Source organism: Pseudomonas sp. MF09150 (genome assembly GCF_059862355.1).
The window spans coordinates 47,893-63,360 of record NZ_JCBCUS010000013.1; the positions used below are offsets into that span (position 1 = coordinate 47,893).

Here is a 15,468-nt window from a genome sequence, read left to right on the forward strand (position 1 = left end):
CACCCGATTGACCCGTGACGCGTTACCTGCTGCGACAAAAACAACAAGCTCAGGAGTTCCATCATGCACACCGCAAAACTCGCCACCCGCCGCTGGTGGTACATCATGCCCATCGTCTTTATCACCTACAGCCTGGCGTATCTGGACCGCGCCAACTACGGGTTTGCCGCCGCCTCCGGGATGGCCGCCGACTTGATGATCACCCCGGGACTGTCGTCGCTGCTGGGCGCCCTGTTCTTCCTCGGCTACTTCTTCTTCCAGGTGCCGGGGGCGATCTACGCGCAAAAGCACAGCGTGAAGAAACTGATTTTTGTCAGCCTGATTCTCTGGGGCGCCCTGGCGACCCTGACCGGTATCGTCTCCAATGCCTACATGCTGATCGTCATCCGCTTCATGCTCGGCGTGGTCGAGGCCGCCGTGATGCCGGCGATGCTGGTCTACCTGTGCCATTGGTTCACCCGTGCCGAGCGCTCCCGGGCCAACACCTTCCTGATTCTCGGCAACCCGGTGACCATGCTCTGGATGTCGGTAGTCTCGGGCTACCTGGTGGAGCATTTCAGCTGGCGCTGGATGTTTATCATCGAAGGTCTGCCGGCCGTACTCTGGGCGTTTATCTGGTGGCGCCTGGCGGATGACCGCCCAAGCGAAGCCAAATGGCTCACCTCGCAGGAAAAACAGGACCTGCAAAGCACCCTGGACGCCGAACAGGTGGGCATGAAAGCGGTAAAGAACTACGCCGAAGCCTTCCGCTCACCCAAGGTCATCATCCTGGCGTTGCAGTTTTTCTGCTGGAGCATCGGCGTCTACGGCTTTGTGCTGTGGCTGCCGTCGATTCTCAAGCACGGCGCGCAGATGGACATGGTCGAGGCCGGCTGGCTGTCGGCGCTGCCGTACCTGGCGGCGGTGATTGCCATGCTCGGGGTGTCCTGGGGCTCGGACCGGATCCAGAAGCGCAAACGCTTTGTCTGGCCGCCGCTGCTGATCGCCTCCGTGGCCTTTTACGGCTCCTACCTGCTGGGCGCCGAACACTTCTGGTGGTCCTACACCTTGCTGGTCATCGCCGGGGCCTGCATGTACGCGCCCTATGGGCCGTTCTTCGCCATCGTGCCGGAGATTCTTCCCGCCAACGTGGCAGGCGGTGCCATGGCGCTGATCAACAGCATGGGCGCCCTCGGCTCGTTCGGCGGCTCTTACCTGGTGGGTTACCTGAACAGCGCCACCGGCTCGCCCGGCGCTTCCTACCTGCTGATGAGCGGCGCGTGCTGCTGTCGGTGGTCCTGACGATTTTCCTCAAGCCCGGCGCCAGTGACCGCACGGCGCCGGCCTTGCCTGCCCGTCGACGCTTGGCCCATTCCTGAACCGAACACGGTGGTGAACCCGATGAAAAAACAGGTTGTTGTCTACAAAAAACTGTCCACGGAGCTGATGGCGCGTCTGCAAGCCCAGGCCGAGGTCACGCTGATCGAAGACTTGAGCCCCGCCGGCATGGACCGTCTGCGCGAAGCCCTGCCCCGGGCCCAGGGCCTGCTCGGCGCAAGCCTGCGCCTGGACGCCGAACTGCTGGACCTGGCACCGCAGCTGGAGGCGGTCGCCAGCGTCTCGGTGGGCGTCGACAACTACGACATCGACTACCTGAGCCAGCGCAGGATCCTGCTCAGCAACACCCCGGATGTGCTCACCGAGACCACCGCCGACACCGGTTTTGCCCTGATCCTGGCCACCGCGCGGCGGGTGGTGGAACTGGCCACCCTGGTCCGCGCCGGGCAGTGGAACAGCAACATCGGCCCGCGCCACTTTGGCAGCGACGTGCATGGCAAGACCCTGGGCATCATCGGCATGGGGCGCATTGGCGAGGCCCTGGCCCAGCGCGGGCACTTTGGCTTCGGCATGCCGCTGATCTACCACAGCAACTCGCCGAAACCGGCGGTGGAGGCGCGCTTCAACGCCCGCTATTGCAGCCTGGAGCAACTGTTGCAGCAAGCCGATTTCATTTGCCTGACCCTGCCGCTGACCGCCCAGACACAGGGCTTGATCGGCGCGAAGGAATTCGAGCTGATGCGCCCGGAAAGCATCTTTATCAATATTTCCCGGGGCAAGGTGGTGGACGAAGGGGCGATGATCGAGGCGTTGCAGCAGCGCAAGATCCGCGCGGCCGGGCTGGATGTGTTCGAGCGCGAGCCGCTGGACCACGACTCACCGTTGTTGCAACTGGACAATGTGGTGGCCACCCCGCACATCGGTTCGGCCACCCATGAAACCCGCGAAGCCATGGCCCGCTGCGCCGTCGACAATCTGTTGGCGGCATTGGCCGGACAACGCCCGGCCAATCTGGTCAATCAACAGCTGTGGCCGCAAGCCGCTGGTTAAACCGGCTTCCGGCGCCGTGACGGGCGCCGGGTTCACGCCTGGTCAGATGACGAAGCGCGCCACCATGCTGTTCAAATCCACCGCCAGGCGCGACAGCTCATGGCTTGCAGCGCTGGTCTGGTTGGCTCCTGCCGCCGACTGGGTAGCCAGGTCGCGGATGTTCACCAGGTTGCGATCGACCTCCCGCGACACTTGAGCCTGCTCTTCCGAGGCGCTGGCAATGACCAGGTTGCGCTCGTTGATCAGGTTGATCGACTCGGCGATCTGCTCCAGGGCCACACCGGCGGCGCGGGCCATTTCCAGGGTGCTCTGGGTGCGTTGATTGCTTTGCTGCATCGACTGCACCGCCTCGCCGGTGCCGTTCTGGATCCCGGCGACCATTTTTTCGATTTCCTGGGTCGACTGCGCAGTGCGGTGGGCCAAGGCCCGTACCTCATCGGCCACCACCGCGAAACCACGTCCGGCCTCACCGGCCCGGGCTGCTTCGATCGCGGCGTTCAGGGCCAGCAGGTTGGTCTGCTCGGCAATGGCCCGAATCACATCCAGCACCTTGCCGATGTCTCGACCCTGGGTGGCCAGGCCTTCGATCATCACCGAGGTGTTTTGCACGTCGTGGGTCATGGTCTGGATCGCGTCGACGGTCTGGACCACGCGATCACGGCCTTCACGGGCGGCCTGGGTTGACTGGTGCGAGGCCTCCGAAGTCGACACCGCGTTGCGCGCGACCTCTTCCACGGCGGCGGTCATTTCATTCACCGCAGTGGCGGCCTGTTCGATTTCGTTGTTCTGCTGTTGCAGGCCACGGGAAGCTTCCTCGGTGACCGCGCTGAGTTCTTCCGAGGCTGACGCCAGCTGGGTGGCAGAGCCCGAGATCTGCTCGATGGTACGGCGCAGATTGCCCTGCATATCGGCTAGGGCGCTGAGCAGCCGCGACGACTCGTCCTTGCCGTCGACCTCGATAACTTTGGTCAGGTCGCCGCCGGCAATGGTTTGCGCGGCGCTCAAGGCCCGGTTCAGCGGCTGCACGATGCTGCGGGTCAGCAACAGCGCCAGGAGCACTGTCATCAATGCCGCCGCCAGGGCGACCAGGATGATCCAGGTGATCGCGCTGTCGTAATGGTTGCCGGCATCGGCTGATGCCGCCGTGGCATCGGCGGTGTTGATCGCCACCAGCTTGTTCAGTTGGTCACCCATCAGGTCGGTGCCGTCCTTGATCCGGGTGTTGATCAGGCTGCGCATCTCCTCCAGCTTGTTCTGCCGCGACAGCTCCAGCATCTGATTCTGGGCTTGCAGGTAGTTTTCCAGGGTGGCGGCAAAGGATTTGTACAGCGCCGCTTCCTCGTTGCCCGCCGGCAACGCTGCGTAGCTGGCCTGGGCCTGCTTGAGCTTGTCCACCAGCACGCCGATGCGGGTTTGCGCCTCATCCAGGCCGGCCGCCTCGCGGTTGACCAGGATGCGGAACGACAGGATGCGCATGCGCAGGACGTTCTCAGTCATGTTCCCCAGGTACCTCACACTCGGCAGTTGGATAGTGTCCATATCGATGGACGCCTGGCGAATGATTGACATGCGGTTGACCGCAAATACACCTAACACCACGACCAGCAACGCAATGAACGCAAAACCGAGGAAAGCGCGAGGCGCGATATTGATATTACGTAGGGACATAGGACGACTCTCGGGAAATAAGGGGTTGCGCGCATCCATGCCAATAGCCCTGTCGGCCAGCCGTGCTGGAGGTGTGACAGGTCGGCCCGACTGTTGTAGTTGGTCTGCGAGCCTGTAATGGATATCGGCCGGACTTGAGGTTTAATGCGTCCGCCGGCAAAAAATATTTCCAGTTGTGACCGGGTAGTCACAATTAATCAGTGGCCTTGACTGCTACGTTGGCGCCGAGCATAACCGCAGGTTTCACGGGAGCGCTCTGCCCCGGGGCATACAGCGCCTTGGCCGGCAGGTTGGGCAGCGCGGCGCTCTCGGCCAGCCTCCTGCATCTGTAGGATGGCGAGGGTGCCGCAACCCGCCGATACTCGATTTCAGGCCCTGCCCACGTCTTCGCGACGTTCCGGTCCTTCACTACTTCGTGACGAAAATAATAAGAAAGTCGCACAGAGGTACACCCCAATGAGCGGTCATGATCATGGTCACGCCGGCCTGCTGGCAGCCTTCAGCGCGCTGACACTCGAACTGCAACGCCTGGCCCAGCACCAGGACATCGAAACCCTGCACCCGCACGCCCTGGCCCGTATCAGCCAGGTGCTGCCCTTTGACAGCGCCTGGTGGGGACGCGCCGCGCTGATCGACGGCTTGCCCGAGGAGCACAGTTCCTACCTGTATCACCTGCCGCCCAGCTACCTGCCGGACTGGCAGTCGATCCGCCATATCGACGTCACCGTGAGCCGCGTGCACGCCTCCCCCGGGCAGGCAGTGATCATCGACATGCGCAATCCGGCCAATGGCCCCGGCCTGAACTGGCTGGGCGCGACCTATGACATCGGCGAGCTGATGTGCGTGGTCTACATCGATCCCCACACCCACCTCAGCGATCACCTGGCGCTGTACCGCAAGCCCGGTGCGCCGCGCTTTCGCGAGGACGACTGCCACTTGCTGAACAACATCATGCTGCACCTGGTGGCCGCGGTGTCGGCCAACCAGATCCGCACCCTGGTGGCCATGCGCGAAAAACTTACCCGCCCGCGCAACCTGGCACTGGCGGTCTGCGATCAGCGCGGCACCCTGCATTGCGCCGAGCGCGGGTTTGTCGACCTGCTGCTCAGCGAATGGCCGCAATGGAGCGGTCCGCAGTTACCGGTGGCACTGAATGGTGACGGCTTCGAAGGCAAGCATTTACAGGTCGAAGCCTCGGCCGTGGGCGACCTGTATCTGTTGGCTGCGCGCAACCGCAGCGTGCTGCCGCAGTTGAGCCCGCGAGAAAATGACGTCGCGCAATGCTTCGGCGACGGCAAGACCTACAAGGAAGTGGCCCGGGACCTGGGCATGTCGCCCAACACCGTGCGCCACCATATCCGCGCCATCTACAGCAAGCTCGGAGTCAAGGACAAGGCCCGCATCGCCCAGTTACTGCACGCCCCTCCCAGCTGATCTCCAGCGCTGATCCCGACTGATTTTTTGCTGCCGCCCTGGCGGCCTCGGGCACCTTTTTGCCGGTTTTTTATCCCCCACTGCCACGTCATGGCGAGCTGCTCGCCGCACAACAACCTAAAACAGAGACGTAACGCCATGCACAGATTCACCACCTGCTCCACCGCCGTGGCCTTGACCACGGGGCTGTTGAGCCTGCAAGCCGGTGCCGCCGACCTTAACGCGCGGGATTTTTTTGGCGCGCCCTCGGGCACCACCCTGGGCGTGCTGTACTTGCCGACCACCCGCGCCGGCGACTTCCACGGCCCGGCTGACAGCACCGGCAAGGCCGAACTGCGGGTCAACGCCATGGCATACCGCCAGGTGTTTTTCAGCGACATCTGCGGCACCTTGTGCACCCCGCAATTCATCGTGCCCTTTGCCGACATCAACGCTCGCCTGCCCGGTGCCAGCCAGCACACCGGTGAAAGCGGCTTCGGCGATCCCCAGGTCGGCGGCACCCTGTTTTTCATCAACGACCCGGCATCGCGTACCTACAGCGGCCTGCTGACCCTGATCACCCTGCCCATAGGCGAGTACCACAGCCGGGACCCCGATGTGTCGCCGGGGGCCAACCGTTGGGGCGCGACCTTTGTTTACAACTACACCCAGGGCATCGGCGAAAAGTGGGTGCTGGAAGCCAACCTCGAAGCCCAGCTGTACGCCAAGAATGACGACTACTTTGGCAGCTTACTCAAGCAGGACCCGCTCTATCGGCTGCAAGCCTTCGCGTCCTATGACTTCACCCCGAGCACCTATGGCGCCCTGCGCCTGATCCACGCCGACGGCGGTGAACTGCGGATCAATGACCAGCGCATCGACGACACCCACAAGCGCTACACCCAGGTTGGCTTCGAGGTCGGCCATTGGCTGGATAAGCAAAACCAGCTGATGTTCAGCCTGTCGCAGAACGTTGCCACCGATAACGGTTACCACGGGACCGACGCCTTGCTGCGCCTGGTTCATGTGTTCTGAAGCGCCCTCCCGGAGCCTGTCCATGACCACTCACAGCCACACCTTGAACAGCGACCAGGGCTTGAGCGTCTCGCCCCTGGCCCGGTTGGCGGCGATTGTGCTGTTCGCCGCCATCGTCCCGACCATCCTCATGACCGCGCCGGCGATTGCGGCGCAGTTGGCCAGCCAGTGGCACCTGAGCCCGACGCAGATCGGTGACCTGTTTTCCACCGAGCTGGGCGCCATGAGCCTGGCTACCCTGCCCGCTCTATGGTGGCTCAAACGTTTCGACTGGCGCCGCGCCGCACTGCTGGCCGGCGTACTGTTTATTGCCGCCAACCTGCTGTCGATGCTCGTCACGGATTACGGCGCGCTGCTAGCCCTGCGTTTTTGCAGCGCCCTGGCAGGCGGTTCGCTGATGATCATCTGCCTTTCCAGTGCGGCCTCCAGCGCCAACCCCAGCCGTGTCTATGGCCTGTGGGTGATGGGGCAACTGGTGGTCGGCGCGCTGGGCTTGAGCATCCTGCCCCGGCTGTTCGAGCACTACGGTCTGGCCGCGTGCTACCTGATCCTCGCCGCACTGATGGCGCTGTTCCTGCCCCTGGCGCGCTATTTCCCCCAGGCTGCGCCGGCCGCCGCCCAAGCCGTGGAGCAAGGGCCGCAGCGCTCAAAATGGCAGGCCGCCCTGGGCATTCTCGGGATTCTCAGCTTCTACATCAGCCTCAGCGGGATCTGGACCTTTATCGGCTCGATCGGCGCCAAGGCCGGGATCACGGCGGAACACAGCGGTGAAATCCTCGCCATCGCCACCCTGATGGGCATCGTCGGGGCCGGCTGCGCCTCGTTGATCGGCAATCGTCTGCCACGCCAGCTGTTGCTGGTGCTGGGGTACGGGTTGATGGCCGGCTCGGTGCTGTTGCTTCTGGGCCAGCTGCCCCTGGCACGTTTTGCCCTGGCCGCGCTGGCGTTCAAGTTCACCTGGACCTTCATCCTGCCGCTGATCCTGGCGTGCCTGGCTGACCTGGATCGCTCGGGAAAACTGATGAACGCCTCGAACCTGGTGATCGGTGGCGGCCTGGCCATAGGCCCGGCCATCGCCGGGCGCCTGATCGAAAACAGCGCGAGTTTCTCTCCCCTGCTGATGGGCGGGGCCTGCATCACTTTGCTGTCCCTGGGGCTGATGCTGGCTTGCCGTGTGAAAACAAACCCCCAGGCATAACCCATGCTTCCCTTACCCCACTGGAGCACCGCGTCAATGACCCGTAAAACTGCTTTTTTCTTCGATGAACTCAGCCTCTGGCACAGCGCCGGGCTGCACGCCTTGACCTTGCCGGTCGGCGGCTGGGTGCAACCACCGGCCGCCGCCGGCCACGCCGAATCACCGGAAACCAAACGCCGGCTGAAAAGCCTGCTGGATGTGTCCGGGCTGACCCGTCAGCTGCACGTCCAGAGCGCCAGCGCCGCCAGCGAGGAAGATTTGCTGCGGGTGCACACCCCGGGCTACCTGCAGCGCTTCAAGGCCTTAAGTGACGCCGGGGGCGGCGAACTCGGGCCCCAGGCGCCCATCGGCCCGGGCAGCTACGAGATCGCCAAACTGTCCGCCGGGCTGGCCATTGCGGCGGTGGACCGGGTGCTGGCGGGCGAGTCCGACAACGCCTACTCGCTGTCCCGGCCTCCGGGCCACCACTGCCTGGCGGACGGCGCCATGGGTTTTTGTTTTCTGGCCAATATCGCCATCGCCATCGAAGCCGCCAAGGCTCGGCGCGGGTTGGGCAAGGTCGCGGTGATCGACTGGGATGTGCACCACGGCAATGGCACCCAATCGATTTTCGAAGCGCGCGGCGACGTGCTGACGATATCGCTGCACCAGGACGGGTGCTTCCCGCCGGGCTACAGCGGTGAAGAAGATCGCGGCCGTGGGCCCGGGCTCGGCGCCAACCTCAATATTCCCCTGCCACCGGGCAGCGGGCATGAGGCCTATCTTCAGGCCATGCAGCGCCTGGTCATCCCGGCACTGGAGCGCTTCGAACCGGAGCTGATCGTCGTCGCCTGCGGTTATGACGCCAACGCCGTCGACCCTCTGGCGCGCATGCTGTTGCACAGTGATTCGTTCCGCACCATGACCCGCCTGCTACGCCAGGCCGCCGAACGTCTGTGCCAGGGCCGGCTGGTGCTGGTCCACGAGGGCGGCTACTCCGAGGCCTACGTGCCGTTCTGTGGGCTGGCGGTGATCGAGGAGTTGGCGGGCATCCGCACGGTGGTCAGCGATCCGATGCTGGAGTTCGTGCAGATGCAACAGCCCACTGCGGCGTTCCTGGCCTTTCAGCAGCAGTGGGTCGAACGCCAGGCAGCCGGCTGGGAACAGCACCAGGCCAATCTATAGCGGGCTGAAGGCTAGTCGCGGCTGTTCCACAGTGCTGGCCAGTCCCCGCTGCGCAGACCACTGCACAGCGGCATGCGGCGAAAATCCGTCAGCTGGAAACCCTGGCCGTCGAACGCCCACTGGCTCTGGTCGCCACAATCACCGATGCCGCGCAGCTTGTAAAACGTGCGCAGGAGCCCGGTCCTGGGGTCGTAGGACACTGCGCCGGAGTCCTCCACCTCGAACGGTGGCGGCTGGCGCTTCAGCGGTTGGACCTTGGCCGGGTTGCTGCGGGAACGACTGCCGATCTGGTAGTCGCAGTTATAGGCGGCGCACGCGCTGTAAAGCACCGTCAACGCCCGCTCTGCGGTGAGCGGATAGACCTCGACCCGGGGTTTATCGGCCTCGGCCATGGCGCCGGCCTGGTCCTTGAGCACCGCGGCGGTGATGCGTGCGCGTTCCTGATCGGTCAACGCCGGCGGCGGCGCAGCATAAGTACGCGGCGCTGGCGGCAACTGACGTGGTGGCAGCTCATTGGCGAGGCGCGGTCCGGGACGCATCAGAGCAGTCACGCCCTCCACCCGGCCCTGCACCGAGTCCATCAGCAGCAAGGCGGCCGACAAGCCGCTCAGGGACACGCTGGCCTGCGGGTCGCCGACCATCTGCAACCGCTGGGCGTTGCGCAGTTGCTGCAACCATTTGCGCCCATCGTCCTCCATGATCACGGCGTAGCTTTGCAGGTTGGCATCAGTGCCCTGGTCGTCCAGCTCCAACGTCATCCCGGCCTGCAACTCCAGGCTCAGGGGCTGGCCATCGAGCAACAGTTCGAAGCTGCCCAGCGCCGGCCCGCGATGATCGAGGCGCAGCCGCAGCGACTCTTGCGGCCCACTGCGGCGTGTGACGTGCAAGGTCAGGGAACTGTATTCCGAGCCCATCTGGCCGCTGGGCGCGCTGAGGGCATGGCAGTTGCGCAGGTTGTCACACGCGGTGAGCCACTCGCGGGTCTGGCGCAGCAGCGGCACCTCCTCCGCTGCCGCCCGGGCTTGGGCGACGCTGCCGAACAGCATCAGAGTCATCAGCGTGAGGCGCAGCATGGCGACGCTCCTTGTCGAGAAAAGGCGCGGATTCTCCCACGCCCGGCGCCGCACCAACAGCCCCGCACGCGCTAGGCCGAACGCTCGGCACGGTCCTGGCGCAGACGATATTCGCCCGGGGCGAGCTTGGCATTGCGCTGGAAAAAACGACTGAAATAGGCCGGGTCCTTGAACCCCAGCTGGTAGCAGATTTCATTCACCGTGCTGGCGGTAAACAGCAACAGGCGCTTGGCCTCCTGCATCAGCCGCTCGTACACCAGGCGCTTGGACGGCAAGTCGGCGATGCGCCGGCACACATCATTCAGGCGCGCCTCGGTGACCCCGATCTGCCGGGCGTAGCGCGACAACGGCCAATGTTGCAAGTAGTGCGCCTCGATCAGCTCATTGAAGCGGTGGAAGATCTGCAAGTCTTCGTGGCGCGCCGGACGCGCCTCGAGGGAATTGGCGGACAACCTGAGCAGGCTGATGAGGATCAGCCGGGTCAGGGCCAGCAGGGCCTGCTCGCGCCCGGGTGCCTGCTCGGCGGCCTCGCGTTGCAGTTCCTCGAACAGCAGGGACAGGCGTCGCGCCTCGGCGCCGAACTCCGGGCCCAGGCGTGCCAGGGCCACACAGGCCGGCGGTATCTGCGGGGCCGGCGCCAGGCTGCGGTCAGCCTCGATCAGTTCCCAGACCAACTGCTGGCGTACCGTCAGCACATGGCCTTCGCTGTCGGCTTCGGTCACGAAGGAATGGGGAACGGTCGGCGGCGTGATGAAGAACATCGGCCCCGACTCCAGGTACTGCTGGTCGTCGAGGTAGACCCGCACCGCACCACTTTGCACGTAGTGCACCTGGAAAAACCGGTCATGGCGATGCACCCGCATATTGCGTCCGAAAAAACCGGCGAGGTTGCTCAGCTTGTCGTAGTGCACCTGGGAGTCGGCATAACGCTGGTCGTAGACCTGCCCGATATTGATGTTGGGAATCGGTTGGCGATCGCTCATGAGCGGCTTCTCATTTTTATTTTATGACCTTCGACGCGTCCACATCCTGCGTGATTCATGGCCCGTTCACCAGTACCGGACACCCGGACGATGGCCGACGCTTGACGATCGTTAACATATTAAATATAACGTTAACACATTAACGAAAACGACTCGCGGCTGACGCTCTTTCCGCGACGCTCATGGAGAAAACAACAATGAGTCGTGCACTGAACGACCTCGCCGGTGGCACCCTGTTCGGCGTGGCGCTGAACTACCAGGGCCTGCTGCAAGACCACCTGCAATCCTTCACCCAGCCGCCCTACCAGAAGCCGCCGGTCAAGCCGGTGCTGTTCATCAAGACGCCCAATACCCGCAACGCCGACGGCCAGCCCGTGGTGTACCCCAAGGGGGTCGAACGCCTGCAGCCGGGCCCGGCACTGGGGGTGGTGATCGGCAAGAGTGCCAGCCGCGTCAGCCTGGAAAACGCCATGCAACACGTGGCCGGCTACACCATCGTCAATGAGTTCAGCCTGCCGGAAGACAGCTATTACCGCCCTGCCGTCAAGGCTAAATGCCGTGACGGCTTTTGCCCGCTCGGCCCGGAGCTGGTGCCTGCCGATCAGGTCAGCGACCCCCACGCCTTGAGCCTCAAGCTGTTCGTCAACGGCGAACTGGTGCAGGAAAACAGCACCGCGAACTTCGTGCGCAGCATCCCGCAGTTGATCGTCGAACTCAGCGAGTTCATGACCTTGCATGCGGGCGATGTGCTGATTACCGGCACCCCCGAAGGCCGCGTCGACGTGCGCCCCGGTGACCGGGTCGAGGTGGACATCAGCGGCCTGGGCCGGCTGTCCAACACCATCGTTGCCGAATAAGGAACTGACATGAAACACGCACGCATCCGTTTCCAGGGGCAGGTCCACCACGCCGTGGTCACTGCTACCGACTCTCTGACCCTGGCCGACGGCCGGGTGGTCGCCGCGGACCAGGTGGAGTGGCTGCCACCGGCCACCGGCAGCATGTTTGCCCTGGGCCTGAACTACGCCGACCACGCCGCCGAACTGGCATTCAAGCCGCCGACCGAACCCCTGGCCTTCATCAAGTCACCCGGGACCTACACCGGTCACAACCAGGTGACCTGGCGCCCGGACAACGTCGCCTACATGCACTACGAGTGCGAGTTGGTGGCGGTCATCGGCAAGACCGCACGCAACGTCAAGCGTGCAGACGCACTGGACTATCTCGCGGGCTACACGGTGTGCAACGACTACGCGATCCGCGACTACCTCGAGAACTACTACCGGCCCAACCTGCGGGTAAAAAACCGCGACGCCACCACCCCGGTCGGCCCGTGGATCGTCGATGTGGCCGACGTGCCTGACCCGTCCAACCTCAAGCTGCGGACCTGGGTCAATGGCGAGCTGCGCCAGGAAGGCAGCACCGCCGACATGATTTTCGACATCCCTTACCTGATCGAGTACCTCTCCAGCTTCATGACCCTGCAACCCGGCGACATGATCGCCACCGGCACCCCCGAAGGCCTGTCCGACGTAGTGCCCGGCGATGAAGTGGTGGTGGAAGTCGAAGGCGTTGGGCGCCTGGTCAACCGTATCGTCAGTGAAACCGATTTTTTCGCCAGCCTTGCCCTCAATCACCCGGCTCGCGCGGCCAAGGAGCATGCATAAATGATCAAACACTGGATCAACGGCCGTGAGGTCGAAAGCCAAGACGTGTTCACCAACTACAACCCGGCTACCGGTGAAGCCATCGGCGAAGTCGCCAGTGGCGGCGCCGAGGAAGTGGCCCAGGCGGTCGCGGCCGCCAAGGAAGCCTTTCCGAAATGGGCCAACACCCCGGCCAAGGAGCGCGCGCGGCTGATGCGCAAGCTCGGCGAACTGATCGAGCAAAACGTGCCGCACCTGGCAGAGCTGGAAACCCTCGACACCGGCTTGCCGATTCACCAGACCAAAAACGTGCTGATCCCCCGCGCCTCCCACAACTTCGACTTCTTTGCCGAAGTCTGCACCCGAATGGATGGTCACAGTTATCCGGTCGATGACCAGATGCTCAACTACACCCTGTACCAGCCGGTGGGCGTATGCGCCCTGGTGTCGCCGTGGAACGTACCGTTCATGACCGCCACCTGGAAGACCGCGCCATGCCTGGCACTGGGCAATACTGCGGTGCTGAAGATGTCAGAGTTGTCGCCACTGACGGCCAATGAGCTGGGGCGCCTGGCCCATGAAGCCGGGATCCCGGCCGGGGTGCTGAACATCGTCCAGGGCTATGGCGCCACCGCTGGCGACGCCCTGGTTCGCCACCCGGACGTGCGGGCCATTTCCTTCACCGGCGGCACCGCCACCGGCAAGAAGATCATGCAGACCGCCGGGCTGAAAAAGTACTCCATGGAGCTGGGCGGCAAGTCGCCGGTGCTGATTTTTGAAGACGCCGATCTTGAGCGTGCGCTGGACGCTGCACTGTTCACCATTTTTTCCCTCAACGGCGAGCGTTGCACCGCCGGGAGCCGGGTGTTCATCCAGGAAAGCGTCTACCCCGAGTTCATCAAGGAGTTCGCCGCCCGTGCCAAGCGCCTGATCGTCGGCGACCCGCAGGACCCCAAGACCCAGGTCGGCTCGATGATCACCCAGGCCCACTACGACAAGGTCACCGGCTACATCAAGATCGGTCTCGAAGAAGGCGCCACCCTCCTCGCCGGCGGCCTGGAGCGTCCGGCCAACCTGCCGGCGCACCTGAGCCGCGGCCAGTTTATCCAGCCGACGGTGTTTGCCGACGTCAATAACAAGATGCGCATCGCCCAGGAGGAAATCTTCGGCCCGGTGGTATGCCTGATCCCGTTCAAGGACGAAGCCGAGGCGCTGCAACTGGCCAACGATACCGAATACGGCCTGGCGTCCTATATCTGGACCCAGGACATCGGCAAGGCCCACCGCCTGGCCCGTGGCATCGAGGCCGGCATGGTGTTCATCAACAGCCAGAACGTACGCGACCTGCGCCAGCCATTCGGCGGCATCAAGGGCTCAGGCACCGGCCGTGAAGGCGGTGAGTACAGCTTCGAAGTCTTTGCCGAGATCAAGAACGTCTGCCTTTCCATGGGCAGCCACCACATCCCGCGCTGGGGCGTGTAAGGTTTTGCACAGTCTGTACCCGCTGCATGCCCCAGCGCAGCCAGGGGCTCCGGCTACAGGTCGAACAATAAGATGTTTCAGGAGAAGCACCATGGGCGAAGTCGTTCTAGCCGCCAAGGTCTGTCACGTTCCATCGATGTACCTGTCCGAACTGCCGGGCAAGCACCACGGTTGCCGCGAAGCGGCGATTGCCGGGCACAAGGAAATCGCCCGCCGCGCGCGGGAGCTGGGGGCCGATACCGCGGTGGTGTTCGACGTGCACTGGCTGGTCAACAGCGGTTACCACGTCAATTGCGGTGAGCATTTCCAGGGCACCTACACCAGCAACGAGCTGCCGCACTTCATCAAGAACATGACGTATGACTACCAGGGTTGCACCGAGCTGGGCGAATTGATCGCGGCCGAAGCCGTGGCCGCCGATGTACGCACCCTGGCCCACAACATTCCCAGCCTGGAGCTGGAGTACGGCACCCTGGTCCCGATGCGCTACATGCACATGGACGTGCCACCGGAACAGCACTTCAAAGTGGTGTCGATTGCCGCCTGGTGCGCCTGGCACACCCTCCAGGACAGCTTCACCTTCGGCGCCGCTGTGCGCCGCGCCATCGAAAAGAGCGATCGCAAGGTGCTGGTGCTGGCCTCGGGCTCGCTGTCCCACCGCTTTTCAGACGACCGAGTGGCTGAAGCCAATATCCATAGCTGGACCCGGGAGTTCGACAAACAGGTGGATATGCGGGTGGTGGAGCTGTGGCAGCAAGGGCGCTTTCGCGAGTTCTGCGCGATGCTGCCGGACTACGCCGAACACTGCTATGGCGAAGGCAAGATGCACGACACCGCGATGTTGCTTGGCCTGCTGGGCGGGCCCGAATACAACAAACCGGCGCAGATCATCACCCCGCCATTCGGCAGCTCCGGCACCGGCCAGATCAACGCCATTTTCGAGGTTTGAAGCAGCGCCAAACCACAGGCTGCAAGCCGCAGGAAAACTCCTGCCGCTTGCAGCTTCAAGTTTGCAGCTGCCTCCAAAGGAGGTTCCATGCCGCATTTTGTTGCTGAATACACCGACAACATCGAACAGGCCGCCGACTTGCCGACCCTGTTCGAGAAGGTCCATCACTACCTGGGCGCTAGTGGCGTGTTCCCACTGGGCGGTATCCGCAGCCGTGGCGTGCGCCTGGACACCTGGCGCATGGCCGATGGCAAGCACGATTACGCCTTTGTCCATATGCGCTTACAGGTCGGTGCCGGGCGCGACCTGGCCACCCGACGCCAGGTGGCCGAAGACCTGTTCGAGATCATCAAGGGCCACTTCGCACAACTCCAGGCCCAGCGCCTGCTGGCGTTGTCGTTCGAGATGACCGAGCTGGATGCCGAGCTCAACTTCAAGCACAACAACGTGCACGAGTTTCTCAAGAACCAGGCCTGACAGCGCCCCCTAG

The 15,468-nt window shown here is 63.6% G+C and carries 13 protein-coding genes and 2 pseudogenes; 11 read left to right on the forward strand and 4 right to left on the reverse strand.

The features are described 5' to 3' along the window. Window positions 1-63: 63 nt before the first annotated feature. Together AC19YX_RS31280 and AC19YX_RS31285 are read left to right on the forward strand one after the other, a co-directional pair. A pseudogene (locus AC19YX_RS31280) lies at window positions 64-1,358 on the forward strand (MFS transporter). Between the two features lie 22 nt (window positions 1,359-1,380). Further along, window positions 1,381-2,367 (forward strand): 2-hydroxyacid dehydrogenase, encoded by a 987-nt coding sequence (locus AC19YX_RS31285; RefSeq protein ID WP_500607772.1) that lies wholly within the window; start codon window positions 1,381-1,383, stop codon window positions 2,365-2,367. Window positions 2,368-2,409: 42 nt separating this feature from the next. Here the strand turns inward: AC19YX_RS31285 and AC19YX_RS31290 are convergent, their stop codons facing one another. After that, window positions 2,410-3,273: a methyl-accepting chemotaxis protein gene (locus AC19YX_RS31290; RefSeq protein WP_371106491.1), complete on the reverse strand. Its 864-nt coding sequence runs from the start codon at window positions 3,271-3,273 to the stop codon at window positions 2,410-2,412. Further along, window positions 3,268-4,074 (reverse strand): annotated as a pseudogene (locus AC19YX_RS31295) (MCP four helix bundle domain-containing protein); the annotation flags it as partial. The pseudogene AC19YX_RS31295 and the gene AC19YX_RS31290, both read right to left, overlap by 6 nt. A gap of 417 nt (window positions 4,075-4,491) precedes the next feature. Between AC19YX_RS31295 and AC19YX_RS31300 the strand changes: the two are divergent. From AC19YX_RS31300 to AC19YX_RS31315, 4 genes are all read left to right on the forward strand, one after another. Then, window positions 4,492-5,469 carry a helix-turn-helix transcriptional regulator gene (locus AC19YX_RS31300; protein WP_201131003.1) on the forward strand — a complete coding sequence of 326 codons (978 nt, stop codon included), beginning with the start codon at window positions 4,492-4,494 and terminating at the stop codon, window positions 5,467-5,469. 138 nt (window positions 5,470-5,607) lie between these two features. Next, window positions 5,608-6,483 carry a transporter gene (locus tag AC19YX_RS31305; protein WP_500607773.1) on the forward strand — a complete coding sequence of 292 codons (876 nt, stop codon included), beginning with the start codon at window positions 5,608-5,610 and terminating at the stop codon, window positions 6,481-6,483. 22 nt (window positions 6,484-6,505) lie between these two features. Continuing rightward, window positions 6,506-7,681 carry an MFS transporter gene (locus AC19YX_RS31310; RefSeq protein WP_500607774.1) on the forward strand — a complete coding sequence of 392 codons (1,176 nt, stop codon included), beginning with the start codon at window positions 6,506-6,508 and terminating at the stop codon, window positions 7,679-7,681. Between the two features lie 36 nt (window positions 7,682-7,717). Further along, window positions 7,718-8,845 carry a class II histone deacetylase gene (locus AC19YX_RS31315; protein WP_500607775.1) on the forward strand — a complete coding sequence of 376 codons (1,128 nt, stop codon included), beginning with the start codon at window positions 7,718-7,720 and terminating at the stop codon, window positions 8,843-8,845. 11 nt (window positions 8,846-8,856) lie between these two features. Here the strand turns inward: AC19YX_RS31315 and AC19YX_RS31320 are convergent, their stop codons facing one another. Both AC19YX_RS31320 and hpaA read right to left on the reverse strand, forming a co-directional pair. After that, window positions 8,857-9,918, reverse strand: coding sequence for a DUF1176 domain-containing protein (locus tag AC19YX_RS31320; RefSeq protein WP_078472987.1), 1,062 nt, complete (start codon window positions 9,916-9,918; stop codon window positions 8,857-8,859). 71 nt (window positions 9,919-9,989) lie between these two features. Continuing rightward, window positions 9,990-10,901, reverse strand: a complete 912-nt coding sequence (gene hpaA, locus AC19YX_RS31325; RefSeq protein WP_020294628.1) for a 4-hydroxyphenylacetate catabolism regulatory protein HpaA — start codon at window positions 10,899-10,901, stop codon at window positions 9,990-9,992. 197 nt (window positions 10,902-11,098) lie between these two features. Here hpaA and AC19YX_RS31330 point away from each other — a divergent pair, with 197 nt between their 5' ends. The 5 genes from AC19YX_RS31330 to AC19YX_RS31350 all read left to right on the forward strand — a co-directional run bounded on the left by AC19YX_RS31330 (window position 11,099) and on the right by AC19YX_RS31350 (window position 15,455). Beyond that, entirely contained in the window at window positions 11,099-11,758 is a 660-nt protein-coding gene (locus AC19YX_RS31330; protein ID WP_078472988.1) for a fumarylacetoacetate hydrolase family protein, read from the forward strand. Between the two features lie 9 nt (window positions 11,759-11,767). Continuing rightward, window positions 11,768-12,568 (forward strand): fumarylacetoacetate hydrolase family protein, encoded by an 801-nt coding sequence (locus AC19YX_RS31335; RefSeq protein ID WP_078472989.1) that lies wholly within the window; start codon window positions 11,768-11,770, stop codon window positions 12,566-12,568. Further along, window positions 12,569-14,029 (forward strand): 5-carboxymethyl-2-hydroxymuconate semialdehyde dehydrogenase, encoded by a 1,461-nt coding sequence (gene hpaE / locus AC19YX_RS31340; RefSeq protein ID WP_020294631.1) that lies wholly within the window; start codon window positions 12,569-12,571, stop codon window positions 14,027-14,029. It abuts the gene before it with no gap. Window positions 14,030-14,120: 91 nt separating this feature from the next. After that, window positions 14,121-14,978, forward strand: coding sequence for a 3,4-dihydroxyphenylacetate 2,3-dioxygenase (gene hpaD / locus AC19YX_RS31345; RefSeq protein WP_020294632.1), 858 nt, complete (start codon window positions 14,121-14,123; stop codon window positions 14,976-14,978). Between the two features lie 87 nt (window positions 14,979-15,065). After that, a complete protein-coding gene (locus AC19YX_RS31350; protein WP_500607776.1) occupies window positions 15,066-15,455 on the forward strand; it encodes a 5-carboxymethyl-2-hydroxymuconate Delta-isomerase in 390 nt (129 codons plus the stop codon). The last annotated feature ends 13 nt before the right edge of the window (window positions 15,456-15,468 follow it).

Coding starts and splice junctions, on each gene's coding strand:
- AC19YX_RS31285 (WP_500607772.1), top strand. CDS start 1,381: ATGAAAAAACAGGTTGTTGTCTACAAAAAACTGTCCACGGAGCTGATG.
- AC19YX_RS31290 (WP_371106491.1), bottom strand. CDS start 3,273: ATGCAGGGCAATCTGCGCCGTACCATCGAGCAGATCTCGGGCTCTGCC.
- AC19YX_RS31300 (WP_201131003.1), top strand. CDS start 4,492: ATGAGCGGTCATGATCATGGTCACGCCGGCCTGCTGGCAGCCTTCAGC.
- AC19YX_RS31305 (WP_500607773.1), top strand. CDS start 5,608: ATGCACAGATTCACCACCTGCTCCACCGCCGTGGCCTTGACCACGGGG.
- AC19YX_RS31310 (WP_500607774.1), top strand. CDS start 6,506: ATGACCACTCACAGCCACACCTTGAACAGCGACCAGGGCTTGAGCGTC.
- AC19YX_RS31315 (WP_500607775.1), top strand. CDS start 7,718: ATGACCCGTAAAACTGCTTTTTTCTTCGATGAACTCAGCCTCTGGCAC.
- AC19YX_RS31320 (WP_078472987.1), bottom strand. CDS start 9,918: ATGCTGCGCCTCACGCTGATGACTCTGATGCTGTTCGGCAGCGTCGCC.
- hpaA (WP_020294628.1), bottom strand. CDS start 10,901: ATGAGCGATCGCCAACCGATTCCCAACATCAATATCGGGCAGGTCTAC.
- AC19YX_RS31330 (WP_078472988.1), top strand. CDS start 11,099: ATGAGTCGTGCACTGAACGACCTCGCCGGTGGCACCCTGTTCGGCGTG.
- AC19YX_RS31335 (WP_078472989.1), top strand. CDS start 11,768: ATGAAACACGCACGCATCCGTTTCCAGGGGCAGGTCCACCACGCCGTG.
- hpaE (WP_020294631.1), top strand. CDS start 12,569: ATGATCAAACACTGGATCAACGGCCGTGAGGTCGAAAGCCAAGACGTG.
- hpaD (WP_020294632.1), top strand. CDS start 14,121: ATGGGCGAAGTCGTTCTAGCCGCCAAGGTCTGTCACGTTCCATCGATG.
- AC19YX_RS31350 (WP_500607776.1), top strand. CDS start 15,066: ATGCCGCATTTTGTTGCTGAATACACCGACAACATCGAACAGGCCGCC.